The sequence below is a fragment of the Chryseobacterium sp. OSA05B genome, assembly GCF_019970065.1.
Taxonomy (GTDB): domain Bacteria; phylum Bacteroidota; class Bacteroidia; order Flavobacteriales; family Weeksellaceae; genus Chryseobacterium.
In genome coordinates this window covers 489,918-509,719 of sequence record NZ_JAHXYH010000001.1, presented here as the reverse complement: position 1 = coordinate 509,719, position 19,802 = coordinate 489,918, and the positions used below count along the sequence as shown (strand labels likewise).

General features: G+C 38.1%; 16 protein-coding genes. 7 read left to right on the top strand and 9 right to left on the bottom strand.

Annotated features, from left to right (window positions below; translation table 11 throughout):
• Positions 1–17 precede the first annotated feature (17 nt).
• Together LC419_RS02200 and LC419_RS02195 are read right to left on the bottom strand one after the other, a co-directional pair.
• Positions 18–1,604, bottom strand: a complete 1,587-nt coding sequence (locus tag LC419_RS02200; protein ID WP_223605813.1) for a patatin-like phospholipase family protein — start codon at positions 1,602–1,604, stop codon at positions 18–20.
• A 164-nt stretch (positions 1,605–1,768) separates the two neighbouring features.
• Positions 1,769–2,668 (bottom strand): CorA family divalent cation transporter, encoded by a 900-nt coding sequence (locus LC419_RS02195; protein WP_223605812.1) that lies wholly within the window; start codon positions 2,666–2,668, stop codon positions 1,769–1,771.
• A 73-nt stretch (positions 2,669–2,741) separates the two neighbouring features.
• Between LC419_RS02195 and LC419_RS02190 the strand changes: the two genes are divergently transcribed.
• Entirely contained in the window at positions 2,742–3,764 is a 1,023-nt protein-coding gene (locus LC419_RS02190; RefSeq protein WP_223605811.1) for a 3-oxoacyl-ACP synthase III family protein, read from the top strand.
• A gap of 118 nt (positions 3,765–3,882) precedes the next feature.
• On the opposite strand, the gene LC419_RS02185 is transcribed toward LC419_RS02190, so the two are convergent.
• The gene (locus LC419_RS02185; protein WP_223605810.1) at positions 3,883–5,043 is read right to left on the bottom strand and encodes a thioredoxin family protein; all 1,161 of its coding nucleotides are present in this window, start codon (positions 5,041–5,043) and stop codon (positions 3,883–3,885) included.
• 288 nt (positions 5,044–5,331) lie between these two features.
• Between LC419_RS02185 and LC419_RS02180 the strand changes: the two genes are divergently transcribed.
• The gene (locus tag LC419_RS02180) at positions 5,332–6,957 is read left to right on the top strand and encodes an AraC family transcriptional regulator (RefSeq protein ID WP_223605809.1); all 1,626 of its coding nucleotides are present in this window, start codon (positions 5,332–5,334) and stop codon (positions 6,955–6,957) included.
• Between the two features lie 658 nt (positions 6,958–7,615).
• Here LC419_RS02180 and LC419_RS02175 read toward each other — a convergent pair.
• The 6 genes from LC419_RS02175 to LC419_RS02150 form a co-directional block, all read right to left on the bottom strand.
• The gene (locus LC419_RS02175; RefSeq protein WP_223605808.1) at positions 7,616–7,825 is read right to left on the bottom strand and encodes a hypothetical protein; all 210 of its coding nucleotides are present in this window, start codon (positions 7,823–7,825) and stop codon (positions 7,616–7,618) included.
• A 169-nt stretch (positions 7,826–7,994) separates the two neighbouring features.
• Positions 7,995–8,213, bottom strand: coding sequence for a cytochrome C551 (locus LC419_RS02170; protein WP_223605807.1), 219 nt, complete (start codon positions 8,211–8,213; stop codon positions 7,995–7,997).
• Positions 8,214–8,520: 307 nt separating this feature from the next.
• Positions 8,521–10,146 carry an L-glutamate gamma-semialdehyde dehydrogenase gene (gene pruA / locus LC419_RS02165; RefSeq protein WP_223605806.1) on the bottom strand — a complete coding sequence of 542 codons (1,626 nt, stop codon included), beginning with the start codon at positions 10,144–10,146 and terminating at the stop codon, positions 8,521–8,523.
• A 459-nt stretch (positions 10,147–10,605) separates the two neighbouring features.
• Positions 10,606–11,712: a DNA topoisomerase IB gene (locus tag LC419_RS02160; RefSeq protein ID WP_223605805.1), complete on the bottom strand. Its 1,107-nt coding sequence runs from the start codon at positions 11,710–11,712 to the stop codon at positions 10,606–10,608.
• Between the two features lie 9 nt (positions 11,713–11,721).
• Complete coding sequence (locus LC419_RS02155) at positions 11,722–11,889, bottom strand: phosphatidate cytidylyltransferase (RefSeq protein WP_223605804.1); 168 nt, start codon at positions 11,887–11,889, stop codon at positions 11,722–11,724.
• A gap of 21 nt (positions 11,890–11,910) precedes the next feature.
• A complete protein-coding gene (locus tag LC419_RS02150; protein WP_223605803.1) occupies positions 11,911–12,348 on the bottom strand; it encodes a DUF6526 family protein in 438 nt (145 codons plus the stop codon).
• A 489-nt stretch (positions 12,349–12,837) separates the two neighbouring features.
• On the opposite strand from LC419_RS02150, the gene LC419_RS02145 reads away from it, so the two are divergent.
• The 5 genes from LC419_RS02145 to mnmE all read left to right on the top strand — a co-directional run bounded on the left by LC419_RS02145 (position 12,838) and on the right by mnmE (position 19,580).
• Complete coding sequence (locus LC419_RS02145) at positions 12,838–14,607, top strand: aminopeptidase P family protein (RefSeq protein WP_223605802.1); 1,770 nt, start codon at positions 12,838–12,840, stop codon at positions 14,605–14,607.
• Between the two features lie 769 nt (positions 14,608–15,376).
• Complete coding sequence (locus tag LC419_RS02140) at positions 15,377–15,943, top strand: Crp/Fnr family transcriptional regulator (protein ID WP_223605801.1); 567 nt, start codon at positions 15,377–15,379, stop codon at positions 15,941–15,943.
• A 366-nt stretch (positions 15,944–16,309) separates the two neighbouring features.
• Positions 16,310–17,332, top strand: coding sequence for a saccharopine dehydrogenase (locus tag LC419_RS02135; RefSeq protein WP_223605800.1), 1,023 nt, complete (start codon positions 16,310–16,312; stop codon positions 17,330–17,332).
• On the top strand, positions 17,329–17,907 hold the full coding sequence (locus LC419_RS02130) for an NAD(P)H-dependent oxidoreductase (protein ID WP_223605799.1): 579 nt from the start codon (positions 17,329–17,331) through the stop codon (positions 17,905–17,907). Before LC419_RS02135 ends, LC419_RS02130 begins: the two co-directional genes overlap by 4 nt.
• 287 nt (positions 17,908–18,194) lie before the next feature.
• Entirely contained in the window at positions 18,195–19,580 is a 1,386-nt protein-coding gene (gene mnmE, locus LC419_RS02125) for a tRNA uridine-5-carboxymethylaminomethyl(34) synthesis GTPase MnmE (protein ID WP_223605798.1), read from the top strand.
• Positions 19,581–19,802 lie beyond the last annotated feature (222 nt).

The window sequence follows — 19,802 nt, the reverse complement described above, 5'->3', positions numbered from 1 at the left end:
AAAATACTCAAAATTCCTTACCCCACCGTCGGTGTATCCTTCTCCTTCAGAATCTTTTTCTCCTTCATCGAAAGCATCATTCTTTCATATTTGTATTTTTCCCAATCGAACTGATTCAGGAAATCCAGAGCGGCCTGAAAACCTCTGTTGAAAAGATCCTCTTTTTCTTCTCTTTTCATAAAGAAATTCAACCAGCTGCTCGTTCCGCAATTAACGGTCTGAATGCTGTAAAGACGGTAAAAACTATGTTTGGTTAAAAAAGATTTGTCATTAAATCCTTTTAATGTACTGATGATATTTCCTGCGTAAGAAAAAGGGGTTTTGAGGATTTCTTCACTCGTTTTACCCTTCTCAGACAAAATATCCGAATCGCTGGTAAGCTGCACCCCGAAAAGCGGCATTCTCGGATAAAATACATCGCTGGCATGAAAAATATCGATCGGGAAGTTGGAAATACTTCCGCCGTCAATGAAAAGTCCGGCAGGGTAGATGTCTTCAGGCTTTGTATTCATCCAGAATTTCCAGGCGTATTTCACCGAGCTGTCATCTTTATCGATACGTTTTTGGAAAGGCTCAAAAAAGAACGGAACAGACATGGAAGCTCTTACAAATTCAGCCGGACTGACATGTTTCAGCTCTTCTTCAGACCAGTATAAATTGGCCATCGTAGGAAGCTCTACTTTAATCTTTGCATTGATATCCGTACTGATAACGATATATTCCGAGCGAAGCTGGTAAAACGGATTGTTTTTATAATAATCATTGTTCAGGGCGCTTTCATAGAATATTCTGTAGCGCGTCTGATCGATATGTTCCAGATTTTTATTCTTGATGGCTTCAATGCTTTTTAGAGCGATGATGTAATATTCCTGTGTATTTCCGTAACGGTAATTAAGATTGAGGGCCTGTTCTTTCTGAATAAATTTTTCATTAAGCTCGGCTACCGTTTTGATCCCGAAGCCGTCCAGAACACCTTGCATGGTTTGTAAAAAAGTATTTCCGGGATTGAATCCGCTGTTCTGTTTCCTGAAATCACTGTAAAACTTTTTAATACAGAAAAAGGCGATAATCACCGGAATTAAAGGAATCAGGAAAAGGAGTTTGGCATTAAGCGTTGTTTCCGGTCTGGATGCAAAAGGAATGATCACGAGAATCACCATAATGACGGCTAAAATAATCGCATTGATCTTAAAGAAATCCTTATTGTTCAGAATCGCATGAATGGTGGTTTTTACATAAGTCTTTCCGTCCATGAAATCTGCAAAATTCCAGCTGAAGAGAATCTCCTTGATCACTTCGCTTTTTGCTTCCTCTTTGGTCTTGCAGGCCGCAATAAGCATCGTGTTGATCGCACCTGCACTGGTTCCCGCCACTTTTAAAAACCGGACACCGAAAATTTCCAGTCCATAAAGATACCCCACCAAAGCACTTCCCCAGACACCGCCTCCTTCCTGAACGAACTCCACATATTGGCTTCCCTGTGCATCCAGCAGATCGGAAAACTCCTTAGTGGAAATATGCTCATGCAGGGCAGCGAGCTTATCTTTAGATTCCCGGGAAAGTACATTTTCCTCAAGAATTTGGTTTAAGATTTCAGTTTTCATGGGTGATTGGGTGTTTGGTATTTGTACTTGGTCTTTATTTTTGTCTTTGCATTAACCAACAAAAGCTCATATGCCATTGCGAACCGTTAGGTGAAGCAATCTCAAATATAATTTAAAGTTAATAACAAATCCTTATTGCCATTCCAGTGTTTTCACCCTTTATTTTACCACTGTTTCCGTCTTGCATAAATAAAGGTGAAGATCACAACCAAAGCCATAACACCAACGGTGATAAAATATCCGTATTTATGGTGCAATTCAGGCATATTCTCGAAATTCATTCCATAAAGACCGGCAATAAAAGTGATCGGTAAGAAATACACCGAATAAATGGCCAGAACTTTCATGACCTGGTTCGCCTTCTGATCCGAAAGCGCAAGGAACATCGAAATAAGGTTGGTAATCTGAATATTTAAGTGATCAAAATCCGCGACAACATCTTTATGCTTATCCTTTAAATCAGCGATCTCGGAATCCTGAAGATTTAAAAGTTTGAATTTGTCCACGGCATCGGTTGAAATCGTCAGTACGCGGGAGTTCAGACCGGATTTTCTTTTCAGTTTATACAATCTTCTGATCTGGTTGGTATGATTCGTATTTTTGAGGAAAATCTCGTTTTCGATATTGTCCATTGTTTCCAGCAGGCTGATAGACTCATCATCGAAACTCTTCATAATCAGAAGTGCGATCATTAAAGCGATTTTTGAAGGGGGAACTTCTGTCTGGATGGCAGAAATCTGTTTCTTCGTCTCCAGAATACTTTTCGTTTTCATCCTGTGGATGGTGATGATGGTATTTTCCAGCAGAAAGATGGCGATCTTCGTACTGATATCGCTTATGGTATTGAGGTTTTTTCTTTCCAGCTCGGTGCTTTCGCGAAGGAGAAAGAATTTTACACTGCCATCTTCTTCGTATTTCGGAAGGTGGTTCGGATCCATCGTATCTTCCAGCAGAAGATTGTTGATCTCGTATCTTTCGTGAAGAAATTTCAGGTCTTCCGCAGTGGGAGCCTCTACATCTACCCATTCACATTGGGAATCTCTGTATATCGTGTCGATTGGCATATAATAAAAATACTAATATTTTGAAAAACTATGTGTTAAATAATTTTATCTTTGCCAAAATTAAAAAAACTATATGATTAAAAGTACAATAAAAGGAATAGGATTTCATGTTCCGGATCATGTTGTTACGAATGATGATTTAGCCAAACTGATGACCACCAATGACGAATGGATTACGGAAAGAACGGGCATCAAAGAAAGAAGACACAGACAAAACAGAAACGACTCTCAGGAAACCACTGCCTATTTAGGATTTAAAGCTTCTGAAAAAGCGCTTGAAAAAGCAGGAATGACCGCTCAGGATATAGATTATATTGTTTTTGCGACCCTTTCGCCGGATTATTATTTCCCTGGTTGTGGCGTTTTGCTTCAGGATATGCTGGGATGTGATACGATTGGTGCTTTGGATGTAAGAAACCAATGCTCAGGATTTGTATATGCAGTAAGTGTTGCTAATGCTTTCATTAAATCCGGAACCTATAAAAATATTCTGGTAGTAGGGGCAGAGATCCATTCTTTCGGACTTGATTTTTCTGATGAGGGAAGAGGGGTTTCTGTGATCTTCGGAGACGGGGCAGGAGCTATTGTGCTTTCTGCAACGGAAGATGAAAATGCGGGAGATATTTTAGCGGTAAATATGCATTCTGAAGGGAAGTATGCCGACGAATTGTGTACACAGTTCCCGGGTTCTAAATTCGGATGGAGCGACAGAATGAGAAAAGAACCTGAAAATGTAACTGATAAGGAAGTGTATCCGATCATGAACGGAAATTTTGTCTTCAAGCATGCGGTGACCAGATTCCCTGAAACCATGCAGGAAGCTTTGGACAAGGCAGGAAAAACCATCGAAGATCTTGATATGTTCATTCCTCACCAGGCCAATCTTAGAATTGCCCAGTTTGTACAGCAGAAGTTTGGACTTCCCGATGAGAAGATCCATAATAATATTCAGAAATACGGAAATACAACGGCTGCATCTATCCCAATCGCTTTAAGTGAAGCTATTGAAGAAGGAAAGGTCAAAAGAGGAGACCTGGTGCTGCTTTCAGCATTTGGAAGTGGGTTTACATGGGGAAGCGTTCTGTTTCAGTATTAATCGGACTAACGGAAAAGACTAAATCATTAAACCACTATCGATATTTGATGGATGGTTTTAAACATAAAAAATCCGCAGAGCTTTGCTCTGCGGATTTTCTTTTGTTATAATGTATTGCTTAAAGGCTTTTCAATAACTTTTCTGTATCCGTAGAATCCTGTCCTGTACTTTTAGCAAGCTGGACAGACTTTTCAGCCCAGATCTTAGCATTTTTCTTATCCCCGATTTTGTTGTAAAGATTGGCTAAAGTATCAGTATTTGCGTAGTTTTCGTCTTTTTTTACAGATTCCTGAGCCCATGCTAGTGCTTTTTCCAGAGAAGCTTTACTGCTTACATTTTCAAAGAAATTCCAGGCTAAAGAGTTTAATTCTTCAGAACTTGCAGCAGAATAATCCTTATACAATTCTATCGTTAATTTCTCATAAGTAGGAATATCTTTGTCCTTCAACGCTCTGCTGGCTTTCACTTTTTTCAGGAACTTTTCAGATTCCTCTTTCGTCATGAATTTTTGAGTTTCCGTCAGAAAATAGCTGTCATTCCATGTTTTTGTATCTGCGTTGTACGATTTTTTAACAGCGGTGTTCAGCTTTATATTTTTGTCAAATTTTTCATACTTATCTTCCGGAAAAATAACGATGATATCTGCTTTTTTGCTCTGGTAGATCTTGTATAAAGGACTTTCCGTACTCTGTATTCCTGAAAGGAGTAGCTGCACATCTTCTTTATCAAGTGTCGTTTTCTGTTGGAAGTAACGGTCCAGTACCTTTCCAGCCAGTTCAGAATCGTTGTAGATCGTCAGTCCGGCCAGGTTTTTTAGAAATTCAGGATCTTTTTCTCCGTTTTCAAACTTCTTTTTTAATGCAGTAAGTCTTTTGTTCGGATCTTCAGCATCCTTTGCAAACTGGATAAAGTCTTTTTCCTCCACATATCCCAGTGTTCTGTGTATCTCTTCTCCGTCACCGTTGATGAAAAGATAAGTAGGGAATGCTTTTACATTGTATTTTTTGGCAATACCTATTCCTTCACCTTTTTCCATGTCTATCTTAGCATTCACGAAGTGGGAATTGTAAAAATCTCCAACAGCCTGAAGCGGAAAAATATTCTTTGACATCAGTTTACACGGTCCGCACCAGGTCGTGTATGCGTCCACAAATACAAGTTTGTTTTCTTTTTTTGCCTTCGCCAGAATAGCAGCGAAATTGCTGTCTTCAAATTTAATACCCTGTGCGAATGCCAGTGCTGCTATAAATAAAGAAGAAAATATTGCTAATTTTTTCATAAAACTTTTTATTGATTACAAATGTAATAATTATGCGATTATATAAGTAGCTGTAAACTGAAAATAGTTACGAGGAATTTTATTTTTAATAGATAATAATTCTATTTAATGTGAAGATTGTTAACGGTGTGTTATTAAATTAAATAATATTCTTCTTTTTAGTTAAAAAAATTAAATAATAGAAGAATATTTTAATAAAAAATAAAATATTAGTAGCTTTGTAAAAACAAAAAGACACCCATGAAAATGATGAATTATTATAAAATCCAAATAATAATTTATTTTTTTATGCCTAAAAGTCTGCTAAAACTTTTGTTTTTGTTCATCACTGCTGTCCCCATCTGGGCACAGAAAAAATACGGTTTTGACCAGATCTGTGAAAGAACGTCTGTTCAGATGGTGCAAAAGGATATTCCGAAGGCCCTGAAAACTGCAGATTCTTTATACATGGCTGCACAAAAGCCTTTGGATAAGGTGAAAAGCCTCCTGCTTTCTGCCGAAGTGTATCATTACGCCGGGGAATTCAAAAAATCTATATGTTACGGCGAAAATGCCCACTCACTTTTAAATCAGATCGATGATGCGGAATGGTCTTCGCGTGTGAATGAATTTTTGGCTAAAGAATACCGCTTGGTCGGGCTTCACGAAAGATCAAAAAAATACACCCTGCAGGGTCTGGAAATGGGCCAACGCATAAAGGATACTCAGCAAAGAGGTGAATTACTGGGGCTTCTGAACCAGGAAATGGCGTATTATGAAATGGAGCAGGGAAGCTATTCCCGTGCCGTGAAATACATTGAAACTTCATTAAACTCCTTTGCGAAAGATAATATACAGGGTAATGAAAGGGCAGTGGCAGCCTCTTATCAGATTCTTGGAGATGTTTATTTTAGGCTTAAAGATTATGTGCTCTCTGAAAACTGTTACCGGAAAGCAGAATCGATGCTGAAAAGTAAATGCTGCATTCTCGGGCTGGTGTATAACGGAATCGGAGGGATACGTCTGAAACAGAAAAATTGGAAAGATGCAGAAAACTACCTTAAAAAAGCTGAAAATATAGCAGACAGTTCCAGAAGTCTTAAGCTCAAAAAAGCAGTTTATTCCAATATCAATGATTATTATGAAGGGACGGGAGACAATGTCAAAGCCTCGCTATATGCCGTAAAATATGTACGGGCTTTCGACAGCCTTACGGCACGAAGTCGGGAAGTTGCTATTAAAGGTCCCGAAAATTTAGGCAAACCCAATAAAAAAAGTGCACAGATCAGCATTGTAAAAAACGCAGCGATTATAGTATTGCTTCTTACCCTGATTGGAATCATCTTTTTTTTTAAAACCAAACAGAAAAAACAACGTTCAAAATTCAGGAATATTATAAGAACTCAGCTTCAAATGATCCGTTCCCGCAGTGAATCTACTCCATTAAAAGTGGAAAATTCCGATTTTTCCAATATTTCTGTGGAAGAAGTGGATGATCGGGTGGGAGGATCTGACAAAAGAAGAAATGAGTCCCTGATGACCTCCGAAACAGAGACAAAACTACTTGAACTTCTTGAAGAATTTGAAAAAGGGGACCTGTATAATAACAAGAATATGTCGTTGTCATTTCTGGCAGCTGAACTCAATACGAATACGAAGTATCTTTCTTATGTGATCAATCAGCATAAGAATGCGGATGTGAAAACCTATGTCAACCGTCTGAGAATTAACTATATCGTTGATAAATTGATCAATGATGAAAAGTACAGACAGTATAAGATCAGTATCCTCGCAGATGAATGCGGCTTTTCTTCACACAGTAAATTTGCGTCTGTATTTAAAGCGGTAACTGATTTTTCTCCATCGTCTTATATAAAATATCTGGATGCTGAAAATCAGTCAGATAAAAATGTTCATATTCGTGAAAACAATTAAGAATCAGACTCTTTTTATGAATTGTGTCTTTTCATTTTCGCGAAAACAGACAACCTATTGTTTTATCTAAGGCTTTCACATCTATATCTTTGCGCCAGCTTTATGGGAATGAGAATACTGCATTTTGTCACTCATTTTTTAATCTACTTATTCCCATTAAAGCAGAACAGCGCTCCAAAATCTAAATATTAAAACTAAAAATTACCAGGCGGTATAAAATATCTCCTCACTTTTTATACAAAAAAAGCATGAAAACTTTTTAACTGGTACATTAAACAATAAGGACAACTTTAACGGTCGTGTTGGCATCTGTATTCGGTAACGCTGTTCTTGGGCAGATACGAATCAGTACAGCTGTTCCGATTGCGAGTCTGGATATTGCGACGGGTCTTCCGTACACAGCAGACAGGATGCTATGAACAAAATGGTGCAGAACTACTGGGAATCCAGCACGGGAATAATACGATGACAAGTACCTGTTCAAGTCTTGTCGATATTAATGTGATAGGCATAATAAACGGTAAATACTTTTATTTATTCAGGGTGAATAATCCAATGCGATAAAAGATTTTATAATACAATCGGGGTTGATTGCCCGGTTTTTTTCAGTCAAGTTTTTTTAAGTGCAAATCCGCAGCATAGCTGCGGATTTGTTATTTTATTTAGTCTTTAAACTGTCGGTTTTCACTTTGGCGGTATCCTTAGCAACCGGAGCTGGCTCAGAATTGGCAACAGCGGAATCCCCCATTTTGTTTCTCAGAGAATCTTTATTGTGCTCGTCCTTGAACTCTTCTCTTTTTTCCTTGTTCTGGGCGCAGCTTCCTAAAAACATAACCCCCAGAATAGCTCCTATCCATAATTTTTTCATAATGCTTAATTTTGATGTTTAATACAATCAAATATAGAAAAATATTAAGAGCTTTCTGAGAACAATAAATAAAAAAAATCTGCTATTTATTTGGGATTGTAAAAGCAAAAAAAATCCGCAGAGCTTTCATCTGCGGATTTTCCATATTAAGATTAAACTTGAGTTGTATCTATTTTGCCGGAACTACTGTTGCCGTTGAATCTACCTTAGTGGTAGCAGGGTCAGGATTCATCTTTTTTGAAGATGCCGTATCCGTTGCTGCCGGCTGTATGGTCTGTGTATTCACTGCTGCCGAATCCGAATTCTTCGTCGACATGGTAGATTCCTTGGTTCCGCAGCTCACAACGACTATTCCTAAACCAAAGGCTGCTAACAATAACTTTTTCATAATATTTTATTTTTAGTGTACTCATTAAAGTTCAATAACTATTCCTAAGCGGTAAGGTAAAGTATTAAAACATAGATAAAGTTTGTTAAAAGGTGTTAGAAGGAGTAGGTTTTAGGTGGCACATGATAGGTAGCAGGTTGAAGGTAATAGGAGAGTTATGAATTTTGAATTATTTATCACTCCGATATTATTACTCATTACTTATTGCTCATTACCCATAAAAAAGCCCCGGAAAAACTCCAGGGCCTATTATTAATCATTGCTCATTACTTATCATTCATAACTCACAATTCATAACTTATAACTCTTATCCCAGGTATGGGTATTTGTAGTCTTTTGGAGAAACGAAAGTTTCTTTGATACTTCTTACAGACGTCCATCTCAGTAAGTTCATTTTAGAACCTGCTTTATCATTGGTACCTGAAGCTCTACCGCCACCGAAAGGCTGCTGTCCAACAACGGCACCAGTTGGCTTGTCATTGATATAGAAGTTTCCTGAAGCGTTTTCCAAAGCTTTGAAAGCCTCGTTGATTGCGTAACGGTCTTGTGCGAATACAGAACCTGTCAGTGAATAAGGAGACGTAGAATCTACCAGTTTTAATGTTTCTTTCCAGTCCTGATCTTCATATACATAAACAGAGAGGATAGGTCCGAAGATCTCTTCTACCATACTTTCGTAATGAGGATTCGTAGTTTCGATTACCGTTGGGTGTACAAACCATCCTTTAGAATCGTCAACTTTTCCTCCGATTGCTATTTCAGCCTCACCGGAAGCAGTTGCTCTGTCGATGTATCCCTTACATTTTTCGAAAGAATTTTTGTCAATAACTGCGTTAACGAAGTTCGACGGATCTTCAGGAGAACCCACTTTAATTGAGTTGATCTGAGTTTCCATTACTTTTTTCACATCAGCCCAAAGAGATTTAGGTACATAAGCTCTTGAAGCCGCAGAACATTTCTGTCCCTGATATTCAAAAGAACCTCTTACCAAAGCAGTAGCTACTGCTTCTACGTTAGAAGACGGGTGAGCGATCACGAAATCTTTTCCACCTGTTTCTCCAACGATTCTTGGATAGGTTCTGTAGTTATGGATGTTATCTCCGATCATTTTCCACATTCCCTGGAATACTTTCGTAGATCCTGTGAAGTGAAGACCTGCAAAATCTGGATGAGCCAATACTTTCTCAGCCGTTTCTTTTCCATCTGTGAAAACCATGTTGATGACCCCTGCAGGAAGGCCCGCTTCGATTAATACATCCATGATCACTTTTGCAGAATAAACCTGCTTGTCAGAAGGCTTCCAAACCACTACATTTCCTAGCATAGCCATACACGTAGGTAAGTTTCCTGAAATTGCTGTAAAGTTGAATGGCGTTACTGCAAAACAGAAACCTTCCAATGGTCTGTACTCTACACGGTTCCAGATTCCGCTGTCGGAAACCGGCTGCTCAGAATACATCTCGGTCATGAATTCTACGTTGAATCTTAAGAAATCGATAAACTCACACGCTGCATCAATTTCAGCCTGGTGTACGTTCTTAGACTGCCCGATCATCGTTGCAGCGTTGATCACGTCTCTGTAAGGTCCTGCTAAAAGATCAGCTGCCTTTAAGAAAATAGCTGCACGCTGTTCCCAGCCCAGTTCGTTCCATTCTTTTTTAGCTGCCAATGCCGCGTTGATGGCGTCATCTACATGCTGCATGGTACCTTTATAGTAAAACCCGAAATCATGAGCATGATCCTGAGGAGACTGAAGCTGAACTTTTTCGTCTGTTTTCACTTCTTTTCCATTGATGAACATTGGAATTTCTATCTTCTCAGCCCACATTTTTTTGTAAGTGGCGATAAGGCTTTTAACTTCTGGAGATCCCGGTACATAAGAATTTACCGGCTCGTTTACTGCAAATGGTACTTGCGAAATTGCTTTTGACATATTATGTTGTATTATTTTAAAATTATCAATATGTTGGTATACAAATTTACAATAATTAAAGCAAAGAAAAAAAATCACACGTCTTTATACAATGAAATTTGTCACAGGCGTATAGTTCAAAAATAGCTTTTTTAATCAACAGAAAATGATAGGTTTCAGTATTTTATTAGCCTGATTTTTTAGAGTTATTGTGAAGGTGTACCGGTTTAGAACACTTATATAAATGAAAACATCAAAACACGTGTAGCAATTGGATGATCAACAAAATAGCAGGAATTAAGTCTTAAGAATACAGGACGCAGTTTGTGAATAAGAGGGTTTGAGGGGGCTGGGTTTGAGAGTGGGAGAGTTTTAGGGTTTGAGAGTTTCGGGATTTGAATTTTATTTGATGGATGATAATGAAGTTGAAGGTGAAAAATTGATATGAGTGATTTCAACAACTTCTATCTTCCATCCTTCCTACATTTTTTCGTTCTCCAGAATCTTTAGTACCAGTTTTTCCTCCTGGGTAAGACTGGCTTTTCCATCATTTTCCTCAATGTCTTCCAGTTCATCAATATATTTTTTGATGGTATTATTTTCGTAAAGATTGATTACCAGAGGATGAACATAGTATTTCCGGCAGACCGTACTGGTATTTCCGAGATGTTCGGCGACGATTTCCAACGCCTCTTTCACCTTCTTTTTGTATTGAGAATCATTTTCAGCATACCCTATTTCCTTAAAAGCGATCAGGGCACTTACGGTTCCGGACCATGTTCTGAAATCTTTGGCCGTAAAATCTTCTCCGCTTATTTCCTTGATATAGTCATTCACCATTCCCGAATCGATAGAATGGCGGTTTCCTTCATCATCAAAATATTGAAAAAGTTCTCTTCCCGGAATATCTTTACACTTCTGAACAAGCCTTGAAAGTCTCTTGCTTTTCAGATCGATACTGTGCATGATCCCTTTCTTTCCTTTAAAAGAGAAAGTCATTTTCTGACCGTTGATTTTTACATGCTTATCTTTCAAAGTTGTTAAACCGAATGAGCCATACAGCTTTTCATAAGCATTATTCCCGATACGGATATTGGTACGCTGCATCAGACTTACGATGAGCGCGAGTATTTTCCTTTTCTCAAAATTCCTCAAAGCAAGATCCTGCTCTACATGAAGCCGTATATCAGGCAATGCATACCCGAACTGAAGCATTCTGTAAAACTTGGTGTGATTTCTTAAAGCACTCCATAGCGGATGATACCGGTATTGCTTTCTTTTTTTTACATCAAAACCAGTTGCCTGAAGATGTCCGTTGTCCAAAGCGCAGATCCAGACATTTTCCCAGGCAGGAGGGATGACCAGCTTGTTGATCCTGGTGATTTCCTCTTTGTCTTTAAGCTTTTCGCCATCTTTGTAATACGAATACTTTTTTCCTGTTTTCTTACGCGTGATCCCGGCCGTTTCCGCATCGGTGGTATATACAAGATGTACCGCCTTTGCGGAAGCTTCGGGATCCTTCATGATTTTGACAATCTTTGAAGGCTTCAGGTGGGAAATAATCTCCAGATCCGTATTCTTCTCCATAAAAAATGGTTAAGAGTTTTTACCCCTCGAAAAAATCAGAAAAAGGATGACTACAACTGCAACGACCAGGATAATTCCCCACCACATTCCTGCTTTGAAAATAGTTTCTATTGCTTCACAGCTTGTCAGCGTAAGCAATGTTAATAGAGTTATACTGTATAAGGTCAACTTTCTCATGATATAAATATTTTGATGTTATTAGACTCTTTGGTGGTCGGCTCTCCAGTTTTTGATAGACCGCTTGATCTCATCCCCGGAGATATTTTCTTTAAGGGCTCTGTTGAGAAGCTCTTTAAATTCCTCATCATAAGCAAATCTTAGGGCAGCGATCTGACTGAATTTTAACTGATCAGCCACTTCATCGGATCTTTGTCCGAAAATTTCAAAATAACGTTGCTTAAATTCAAGCATCACCATACGGTTTTGAAGTCCCAGTGCATAATGCTGTCTGGTCATAAAGGCCAGATAGAAAAGCAGAAAAATGACAATCGAAAACAAAATCCAGGTCAGTTGATTTTCGGGATTGTCCCAGATTTTATATATTCCAAAAATTTCAAGTATGATCAATATCGGAAGATAAATGAAATGATGGGGTGGATAAAATTTCCTGTGATTTTTATAATTCTGCTCGCTCATACGGTGAATAGTAGCAATAATCTTTCCAAAACTTTATATCTTTAGTAATATTGATGTTTTTGTGGTATGTAAATGGGTATTTTAATCAATATTGCCAATTATTTTTGGTTAATCATAAAGCTGAAAAATTTTTGTTGACTAAAATTATTAATTGTAAATCATAAAGAATAGGCAAAGAAAGTGCAGATTAGTGATTATTTGTGCTAAACATTCGTGTCATTTGTATTTAAAAACAATCAACAAAACTTTGTAACCAACAAACCTATAAGGTTTAGAAACATGTAGTAAAATTCAAACATCAGCTCCATCTCCAAAATAAGTAAGAGCTTAAAATTTAAAACAACAGCTTCTCAAAAGCATTCATAATCATTAAACAAAAAACATCCCTATTTAAACAAAAAAATAACAAATCATTAACGAAAATAGGTCGCTTATTTCATTTCTAAACCTCAATTTTTTCGTAACTTTCGGTGTTTAAAAAAGAAAAAAATGACTTCAAAGGAAAAAGTTGTTGCACTTCGTGAAGAAATGCAGAAAAATAATGTTGATGCATTTATAGTATATTCTGCAGATCCGCATATGAGTGAGTATCTGCCCGGAGAATGGCAGGAGAGAGCTTGGCTTTCCGGATTTTTGGGTTCTGCAGGTTTTGTGGTAATTACAAAAGATAAAGCAGGGCTTTGGACAGATGGTAGGTACTTTACCCAGGCTGCTCTTGAACTGGACGGTTCCGGAATTGATCTTTTTAAAGATGGAATTGAAGGAACTCCCAACTATATCGACTGGATCATTTCTGAAATTCCAGCGGGTGGAAAAGTAGCGGTTAATGCTGTTGCGACATCAAATGCCAATTGGGAACTGCTTTCTCAAAAACTGCAGTCAAAAAATATAAGCTTAGCAGATCTTCCGCTATTGAAGGAAATCTGGAAAGACAGAGGAACGCCTTCAAAAAATCCAATTTTTGTACATCCTGTGGAGAGAGCCGGAAAATCGGTGACCGATAAACTGGGAGCTATCCGTCAGAAAATGGAAGACCAGGAAGCGACCGTACATGTTATTTCAAGTCTGGACGATGTAGCCTGGACCTCGAATTTAAGAGGAAGTGATGTAGAAAGTAACCCTGTATTTTTAGGATACATCGTCATCACAAAGAATGATGCCGTATTATTCACTGATCTTGAAAAACTAGAAGTGCCTGCGAGAAAGCAGATGGATGATTCCTTTGTGAAAATGATGCCTTACGAAGAGTTTTACAACTATCTAAGTGCATTCAAAAATGAAAAGGTATTGGTTTCTCCGAACAGCAACCAAATGATCTATGAAACGTTAAAAGCTGACAACAAGTTTATAAAAGCTCCGGTTCCGGGTAATCTGATGAAAGCCCAGAAAAATGAAACCGAGCTGGAAGGATTCAGAACGGTCATGGTAAGAGACGGTGTTGCAATGGTGAAATTCCTTTACTGGCTGACGCATACTGCCGGAAAAGAAGCCATGAACGAATATTCCATCGGTAAAAAACTGGGAGGTTTCCGTGCAGAAGGTGAAAACTTTGTGGGCGAAAGCTTTGGAAGCATCGTAGGCTATAAAGATAATGGGGCGATCATGCACTATTCTGCAAAAAGTGAAGGAAGCAAGGATGTTACCAATGATGCAACCATCCTGGTAGATTCAGGAGGACAGTATCTGGAAGGAACGACTGATATTACAAGAACTTTAGCGTTAGGAGCATTTTCTGATGAGTTCAAAAGAAATTCAACTTTGGTGCTTCAGGGGCTGATCCGTTTATCTATGGTGAAATTTCCAAAAGGAACAAAAGGGGTTCATCTTGATGCGATTGCAAGACTTCCGTTGTGGATGGAAGGAAAAGATTTCAACCACGGAACAGGCCACGGAGTAGGAAGTTTCATGAATGTTCATGAAGGTCCTCAGAATATCAGAAAAGACCTGAACGCTCAGGATCTTCTTCCGGGAATGGTATGTTCCAATGAACCGGGGTATTATCTTGAAGGAGAATACGGAATCCGCCATGAAAACCTGATCGCTGTAAAGGAAGCAGAAAAAACAATTCACGGAACATTCTATGAATTTGAAACCCTGACTTTCTGCCCGTTCTTTAAAGATACGATTGTAAAAGAAATTCTTTCTGAGGAGGAAATTTCATGGTTGAACAGCTATCACAAGACTTGTGAGGAAAAATTAGGTCCATACCTGGAAGGAGAAGTTAAAGAATGGTTCCTTGAACTGGTAAGCCCGCTTTAATAAAGTGAATGGTGGAGAGAGTCAATTATGAATAGTTAATTGTCAGTTTTGATATGACTAAGAGATTGAACCTTACCCCTTAACCATCGGATTTAAACTTTGAACATTAATAATTGTTAGATAAATCTTTGAAGCCCTGCGGAATCCTCTGCGGGGCTTTTTTATAGATACAACCGTATTTTCACGGATATAATTTTAGGGATTCCCCTGACAGAAAGCCATACAGTGTGATCTATCTTTGCATCAGTAACAAGACATCATTCATAACTTCATATACACTTAGTAAATTCAAAGCAGATAAAACCATTTCGTTCTGAAGTGGTTTTATTTTTTATCATAAACCTACAACATCCGACTAGTCAAATCAATTTTTATTGATTCCAATGAAGGTAATGGAACAGATCATATGATTTTGAAATTTCACGCAGATTAATCAGATGGTGCAGATTTTTACTTTTTTTTTAATCCGCTCTATTCGTATCAACTGTAAGAAAAAATTCAAACCATTAAGATTCTGTGTTAAGCTTTTAAGAATATTAAGTTTTTGCTTTGCTTTAAGACCTACAACTTAAAAAATTATTTGATTTTTCTTAACTAACCTTACATCCTTCATTGAATTTAATGTTTCAAAAAGCATTAATTAGATCTACATTATCAGAGAAATCTGCGAGAGCACATCAACACTACTTTTGCGGATTATCTCTGATTTGCTTAATTTCGCTAAAACTATAGAAAACCAGACAGGATTATAAGTTCTAATTTTGAAACCATGGTAGAAGATTTTTTCCGAAGCTTTAATATATTCTCAGAAGTTGAGATCAAAGATTTCTTGCAGCTTTTTGAAACCAGGAAAGTGTATAAAAATGATTTTTTTGTACAGGAAGGCGAAAAATGTAAAGAAATTGCATTTATAATGTCGGGAATTTTCCGTTCCTACTACATTTCAGATGACGGAAAAGATATGACCTACTGCTTCCGCTTTCCCAATCAGTTGATGGCGGGCTATTCATCATTTATTTCAGACAGTCCCAGCAGAGAAAATATGCAGGCTATTACCGATGCTGATCTGATGGTTTTAAAAAAAGATGCCGTAGATGGTCTGGTAAAGGATGATCTTAACTGGACAAAATTTCTAAAGATGATCGCCGAACAGGAATATCTGGAATTGGAGAAAAGATTTTTCCAGCTCCAGAGAGACACTGCTGCACAGCGGTACGAGGCTCTGTTGGGCAATCAGCCGGATTATGTTCAGAAAATTCCGCTGCAGTATCTGGCGTCTTATCTGGGTATTACCCAAAGACATCTGAGCCGGATCAGGAAAGAAGTTACGATCTAAAATCAAAATATATTTTCTAAATAACGGATTTGGGAGAGAGTTATGAGTTATGAATTATGAGTTTCGGGGTGAGTTTTGGTTACTAGTTGCTGGTTGGTAGTAATTAAGTTAATAAATTATCGTCTGATGTCTGAAATCTGATATTTAAAATCTCGATTCTAGCATTCACCATTCATTTGCGAAGCAAAATTCACGATTGACATTCTTAATCTCAGTTGAAAATCTGAAATCTGATATCTAAAAAAATGTCTTAACTCAAACTCACGTTAAATAAAAACCGATAAAGGTTTAATTCATGGTTTCCCGTTTTAGACATTTGTCCTACACCAGGGTGAAGCTGCTCTATACTTTTGTAAAAAAAAATAAATGGAGCACAATATTCTGGTTATTGGAGGAAATGGTCTGGTAGGTAAAACCATTATCCGTATTTTGAAATCGAGAAATCCACAGGTACCTGTTTTCGTGGGCGGAAGAAAAGGAGGAAAAACAGAGACTGATCTTAAGATCGATGTGACTGATCCCCGTACTTTTCAGGTAATTTCCGATAAAAAAATAAGTCTGATTATTCTTTCGGTGAATGATCAGTCGGATCATATTCTCAAGTTCGCCATTGCGAACGGAATTGATTATTTAGACATTACAAAACCTACTCCCGATCTTGTCAAAGCTTATGATGTGGCTAAAGAAAGTACCATCAAAAGCAGGATTGTATTCAGTTCCGGATGGATGGGAGGTATCGTTAACGGTTTGGTGAAAACACTCGCAAAGACTGAAGATATTCGGGAAGTGAAACTCTTTGTCTATTATTCAGTGAAGGACCTTGCGGGAGAAAGTTCAGCACATTTTATGGCTGAAAACGTGGCAAAACCTTTTATCCGGTATGAGAACAACCGCCGCGTTCCGATCAAACACTTCTTAGATGCCGAAAAATTTGATTTCTCTTTTGGAATCGGGAAAAGGGAAGCGTATAATTTTGATGTCCCGGATCTGTATATTTTGAATCAGATTGAAAAAGTTCCCAATGTCAGTGTAAAAATGACATACAATTCAAAGTTTATCACATGGCTTTTAGGAGCATTTCAAAAAATAAGACTTTTCAGTATTCTGTCATTAAAGGAAAGAAAAATGATTTTCGGATCGAGTGGAAATGGGGATCAGTCAGTATTTGAGATTATGGTAAAAACATCGAGCGGGAATAAAAAATTAAGCCTGCAGAGTACAAAAGGACAGGCGGAATTAACGGCTCTTTCTGCCGTACTGCACACAGAAGAACTGCTGAATAACTCTCATGAAAATAAAATTTACTTCAGTCATCAGTTGCACCAACCTTTGTCATTGATGGAGAAATTAAAGTCTTATGAAACCATCAATATACAGTCCGGATCATGAAAAAAATAGCCATCATCAACGGACATCCCAATAAAGATTCCTTCAATTTCGGAATTGCTGAAGCTTATAAAGAAGGCGCTTTAAAGGTCGGAGCAGAAGTGAAAGAGATCACCATAGCTGAATTAAATTTTGATCCCATTCTTCATTTTGGATATCAGAAAAGAATGGAGCTTGAGCCTGATCTTTTGAAAGCCTGGGAAATAATCCAATGGGCAGATCATCTGGTATGGATCCATCCGGTTTGGTGGGGTGGATTGCCTGCGCTGATGAAAGGTTTTCTGGACCGGCTTTTTCTTCCGGGATTTACCTATCAATACAGAGAAAACTCGGTTTGGTGGGATAAGCTTTTGAAAGGAAAAACGGCACACATTATGACGACGCTGGATCAGCCGGGATGGTATTATTGGCTGTTTTATGGAAGGCCCAGTGTGAATCAGCTGAAAAAATCAACGCTGGAATTCTGTGGGGTAAAACCTGTGAAAGTAACTTATATTGGAGTTATAAGAAATTCTACGGAAGTGCAGCGGACTCAATGGCTTCAACAAGTGAAAGAGTTGGGCAGGCGGCTTAAATAAACCGTCATTGCGAGGAACGAAGTGACGAAGCAATCTCATCTTAAAAGTGTCATTTGGGTTGCAGATAGATTTTGCTGATTTTTTTAAACACGAATGTCACGAACTTTTTACACAAATGGACACTAATTTGAGATGGCTTTAATAATGACATGGCACAAAGATTACTGAACTTTGCGCCATTGCATTATCCCAACGGAGAAAATTCAAAAAAGCTCCGATTAAAGGAATAGACAATCTGTATAAAAGAGGTCATCAGAAATTAGCCTGAAAAATCGTAAATTTGTCCAATGAATAACGATACGATTTGCGCACTGGCTACGGCCAATGGAGTAGGAGCTTTAGGTATTATCAGGGTTTCTGGAAACGATGCTTTACCGGTGGTCCAGAAAAGTTTTCCGGGCAAGAAACTGGAAAAGCAGAAGTCTCATACCATTCATTACGGTTATTTTATGGATGGGGAGGAAGCGATTGATGAGGTGATGCTTTCTATTTTCCTGGCTCCGAAAAGTTTTACGACAGAAAATTCTGTGGAAATTGCTTTTCATGGGTCCCCGCATATCGGAAAACGTATTCTGGAAACCCTGATTAAAAACGGGGCAAGAATGGCTAAAGCGGGGGAATTTACTCTTCGCGCATTCATCAACGGAAGGATTGATCTTTCGCAGGCAGAAGCTATTGCGGATGTGATTGCATCTGAAAATGAAGCTTCCCGAAAAGTAGCCATCAATCAGTTGAAAGGAGGAATTACCAATGAAATATCGATATTGAGAACAGATCTTCTGAATTTTGTTTCCCTGATCGAGCTTGAACTGGATTTTGCTGAAGAAGATGTGGAATTTGCAGACCGGTCAGCGCTTAACGGACTCTTAGATAAAATTGAGGTGAAACTGGATTCTCTTATTGAAAGTTTCCAATACGGGAATGCCATTAAAAACGGAACCGCAGTGGCCATCATCGGAAAACCCAATGCCGGAAAGTCTACTTTGCTGAATGCCCTGTTGAAAGAGGAAAGAGCCATCGTAAGCAATATTGCCGGAACAACAAGAGATACCATTGAGGAAATCTTACATATTAAAGGTCACGCATTCCGTCTTATCGATACAGCAGGACTTCGTGAAACAGTTGATGAGATAGAGGCCATCGGGGTAAAGAAAGCCAAAGAAAAAGTGGAGAACGCGAATATTCTGGTATACCTTGCAGATGCTGCTACCGAAGATTATTCCGAAGATATTGAAATGATCAGATCTTTACAGAGAGAAGATCTGAAACTGATTATCTGTGCGACCAAAATTGACGAAGTGCTGCCTCCAAAATATGAAGCGGTAGAAGATATTTTCAGAAATGCCATTAGTCAGGACTTTGATTTTATCAGAATTTCGGCGGTAGAAAACCAAAATATTCAGGATCTGAAAAACGAACTGTCTTCTTACGTTGAACAGTTAAAATCTCAGGAAAATAACGTAGTGATCACAAATCAAAGACACTTTGAAGCCCTTCGGAAATCTCTTGATGCGACCCATAAAGTGAAAGAAGCCATTTCTTTCCAGATCTCTACAGAGCTGCTGGCCTATGAACTGAGAAATGCATTAGAACATCTCGGAGAAATATCAGGTGAAGTGACGAATGATGAGGTGCTGGGGAATATATTTTCTAAGTTTTGTATCGGAAAGTAGACGGTGTTTTAGGTTGTACATTGATTACAATTGCAATAATACGAAAAACCCTTTAAATGTAATGTTTAAGGGGTTTTTTATTTGCATTCTGTTTCGTTTTAGAATTTAATATTGTAGAATATATACATTCTATTTGTTTCTATTTCGTTTCTATGAATTTGGTTTGGAATAAAATTTGTAATTTAATCGTTAAAAAATGTTACATTTTGAAACAATGAGAAA

What these genes read in the sequence shown, in the direction of transcription:
- mnmE (WP_223605798.1), top strand. Translation starts at nt 18,195, where the DNA reads ATGAATAACGATACGATTTGCGCACTGGCTACGGCCAATGGAGTAGGA.
- LC419_RS02135 (WP_223605800.1), top strand. Translation starts at nt 16,310, where the DNA reads ATGGAGCACAATATTCTGGTTATTGGAGGAAATGGTCTGGTAGGTAAA.
- LC419_RS02190 (WP_223605811.1), top strand. Translation starts at nt 2,742, where the DNA reads ATGATTAAAAGTACAATAAAAGGAATAGGATTTCATGTTCCGGATCAT.
- LC419_RS02195 (WP_223605812.1), bottom strand. Translation starts at nt 2,668, where the DNA reads ATGCCAATCGACACGATATACAGAGATTCCCAATGTGAATGGGTAGAT.
- LC419_RS02185 (WP_223605810.1), bottom strand. Translation starts at nt 5,043, where the DNA reads ATGAAAAAATTAGCAATATTTTCTTCTTTATTTATAGCAGCACTGGCA.
- pruA (WP_223605806.1), bottom strand. Translation starts at nt 10,146, where the DNA reads ATGTCAAAAGCAATTTCGCAAGTACCATTTGCAGTAAACGAGCCGGTA.
- LC419_RS02145 (WP_223605802.1), top strand. Translation starts at nt 12,838, where the DNA reads ATGACTTCAAAGGAAAAAGTTGTTGCACTTCGTGAAGAAATGCAGAAA.
- LC419_RS02200 (WP_223605813.1), bottom strand. Translation starts at nt 1,604, where the DNA reads ATGAAAACTGAAATCTTAAACCAAATTCTTGAGGAAAATGTACTTTCC.
- LC419_RS02160 (WP_223605805.1), bottom strand. Translation starts at nt 11,712, where the DNA reads ATGGAGAAGAATACGGATCTGGAGATTATTTCCCACCTGAAGCCTTCA.
- LC419_RS02180 (WP_223605809.1), top strand. Translation starts at nt 5,332, where the DNA reads ATGCCTAAAAGTCTGCTAAAACTTTTGTTTTTGTTCATCACTGCTGTC.
- LC419_RS02170 (WP_223605807.1), bottom strand. Translation starts at nt 8,213, where the DNA reads ATGAAAAAGTTATTGTTAGCAGCCTTTGGTTTAGGAATAGTCGTTGTG.
- LC419_RS02175 (WP_223605808.1), bottom strand. Translation starts at nt 7,825, where the DNA reads ATGAAAAAATTATGGATAGGAGCTATTCTGGGGGTTATGTTTTTAGGA.
- LC419_RS02130 (WP_223605799.1), top strand. Translation starts at nt 17,329, where the DNA reads ATGAAAAAAATAGCCATCATCAACGGACATCCCAATAAAGATTCCTTC.
- LC419_RS02155 (WP_223605804.1), bottom strand. Translation starts at nt 11,889, where the DNA reads ATGAGAAAGTTGACCTTATACAGTATAACTCTATTAACATTGCTTACG.
- LC419_RS02140 (WP_223605801.1), top strand. Translation starts at nt 15,377, where the DNA reads ATGGTAGAAGATTTTTTCCGAAGCTTTAATATATTCTCAGAAGTTGAG.
- LC419_RS02150 (WP_223605803.1), bottom strand. Translation starts at nt 12,348, where the DNA reads ATGAGCGAGCAGAATTATAAAAATCACAGGAAATTTTATCCACCCCAT.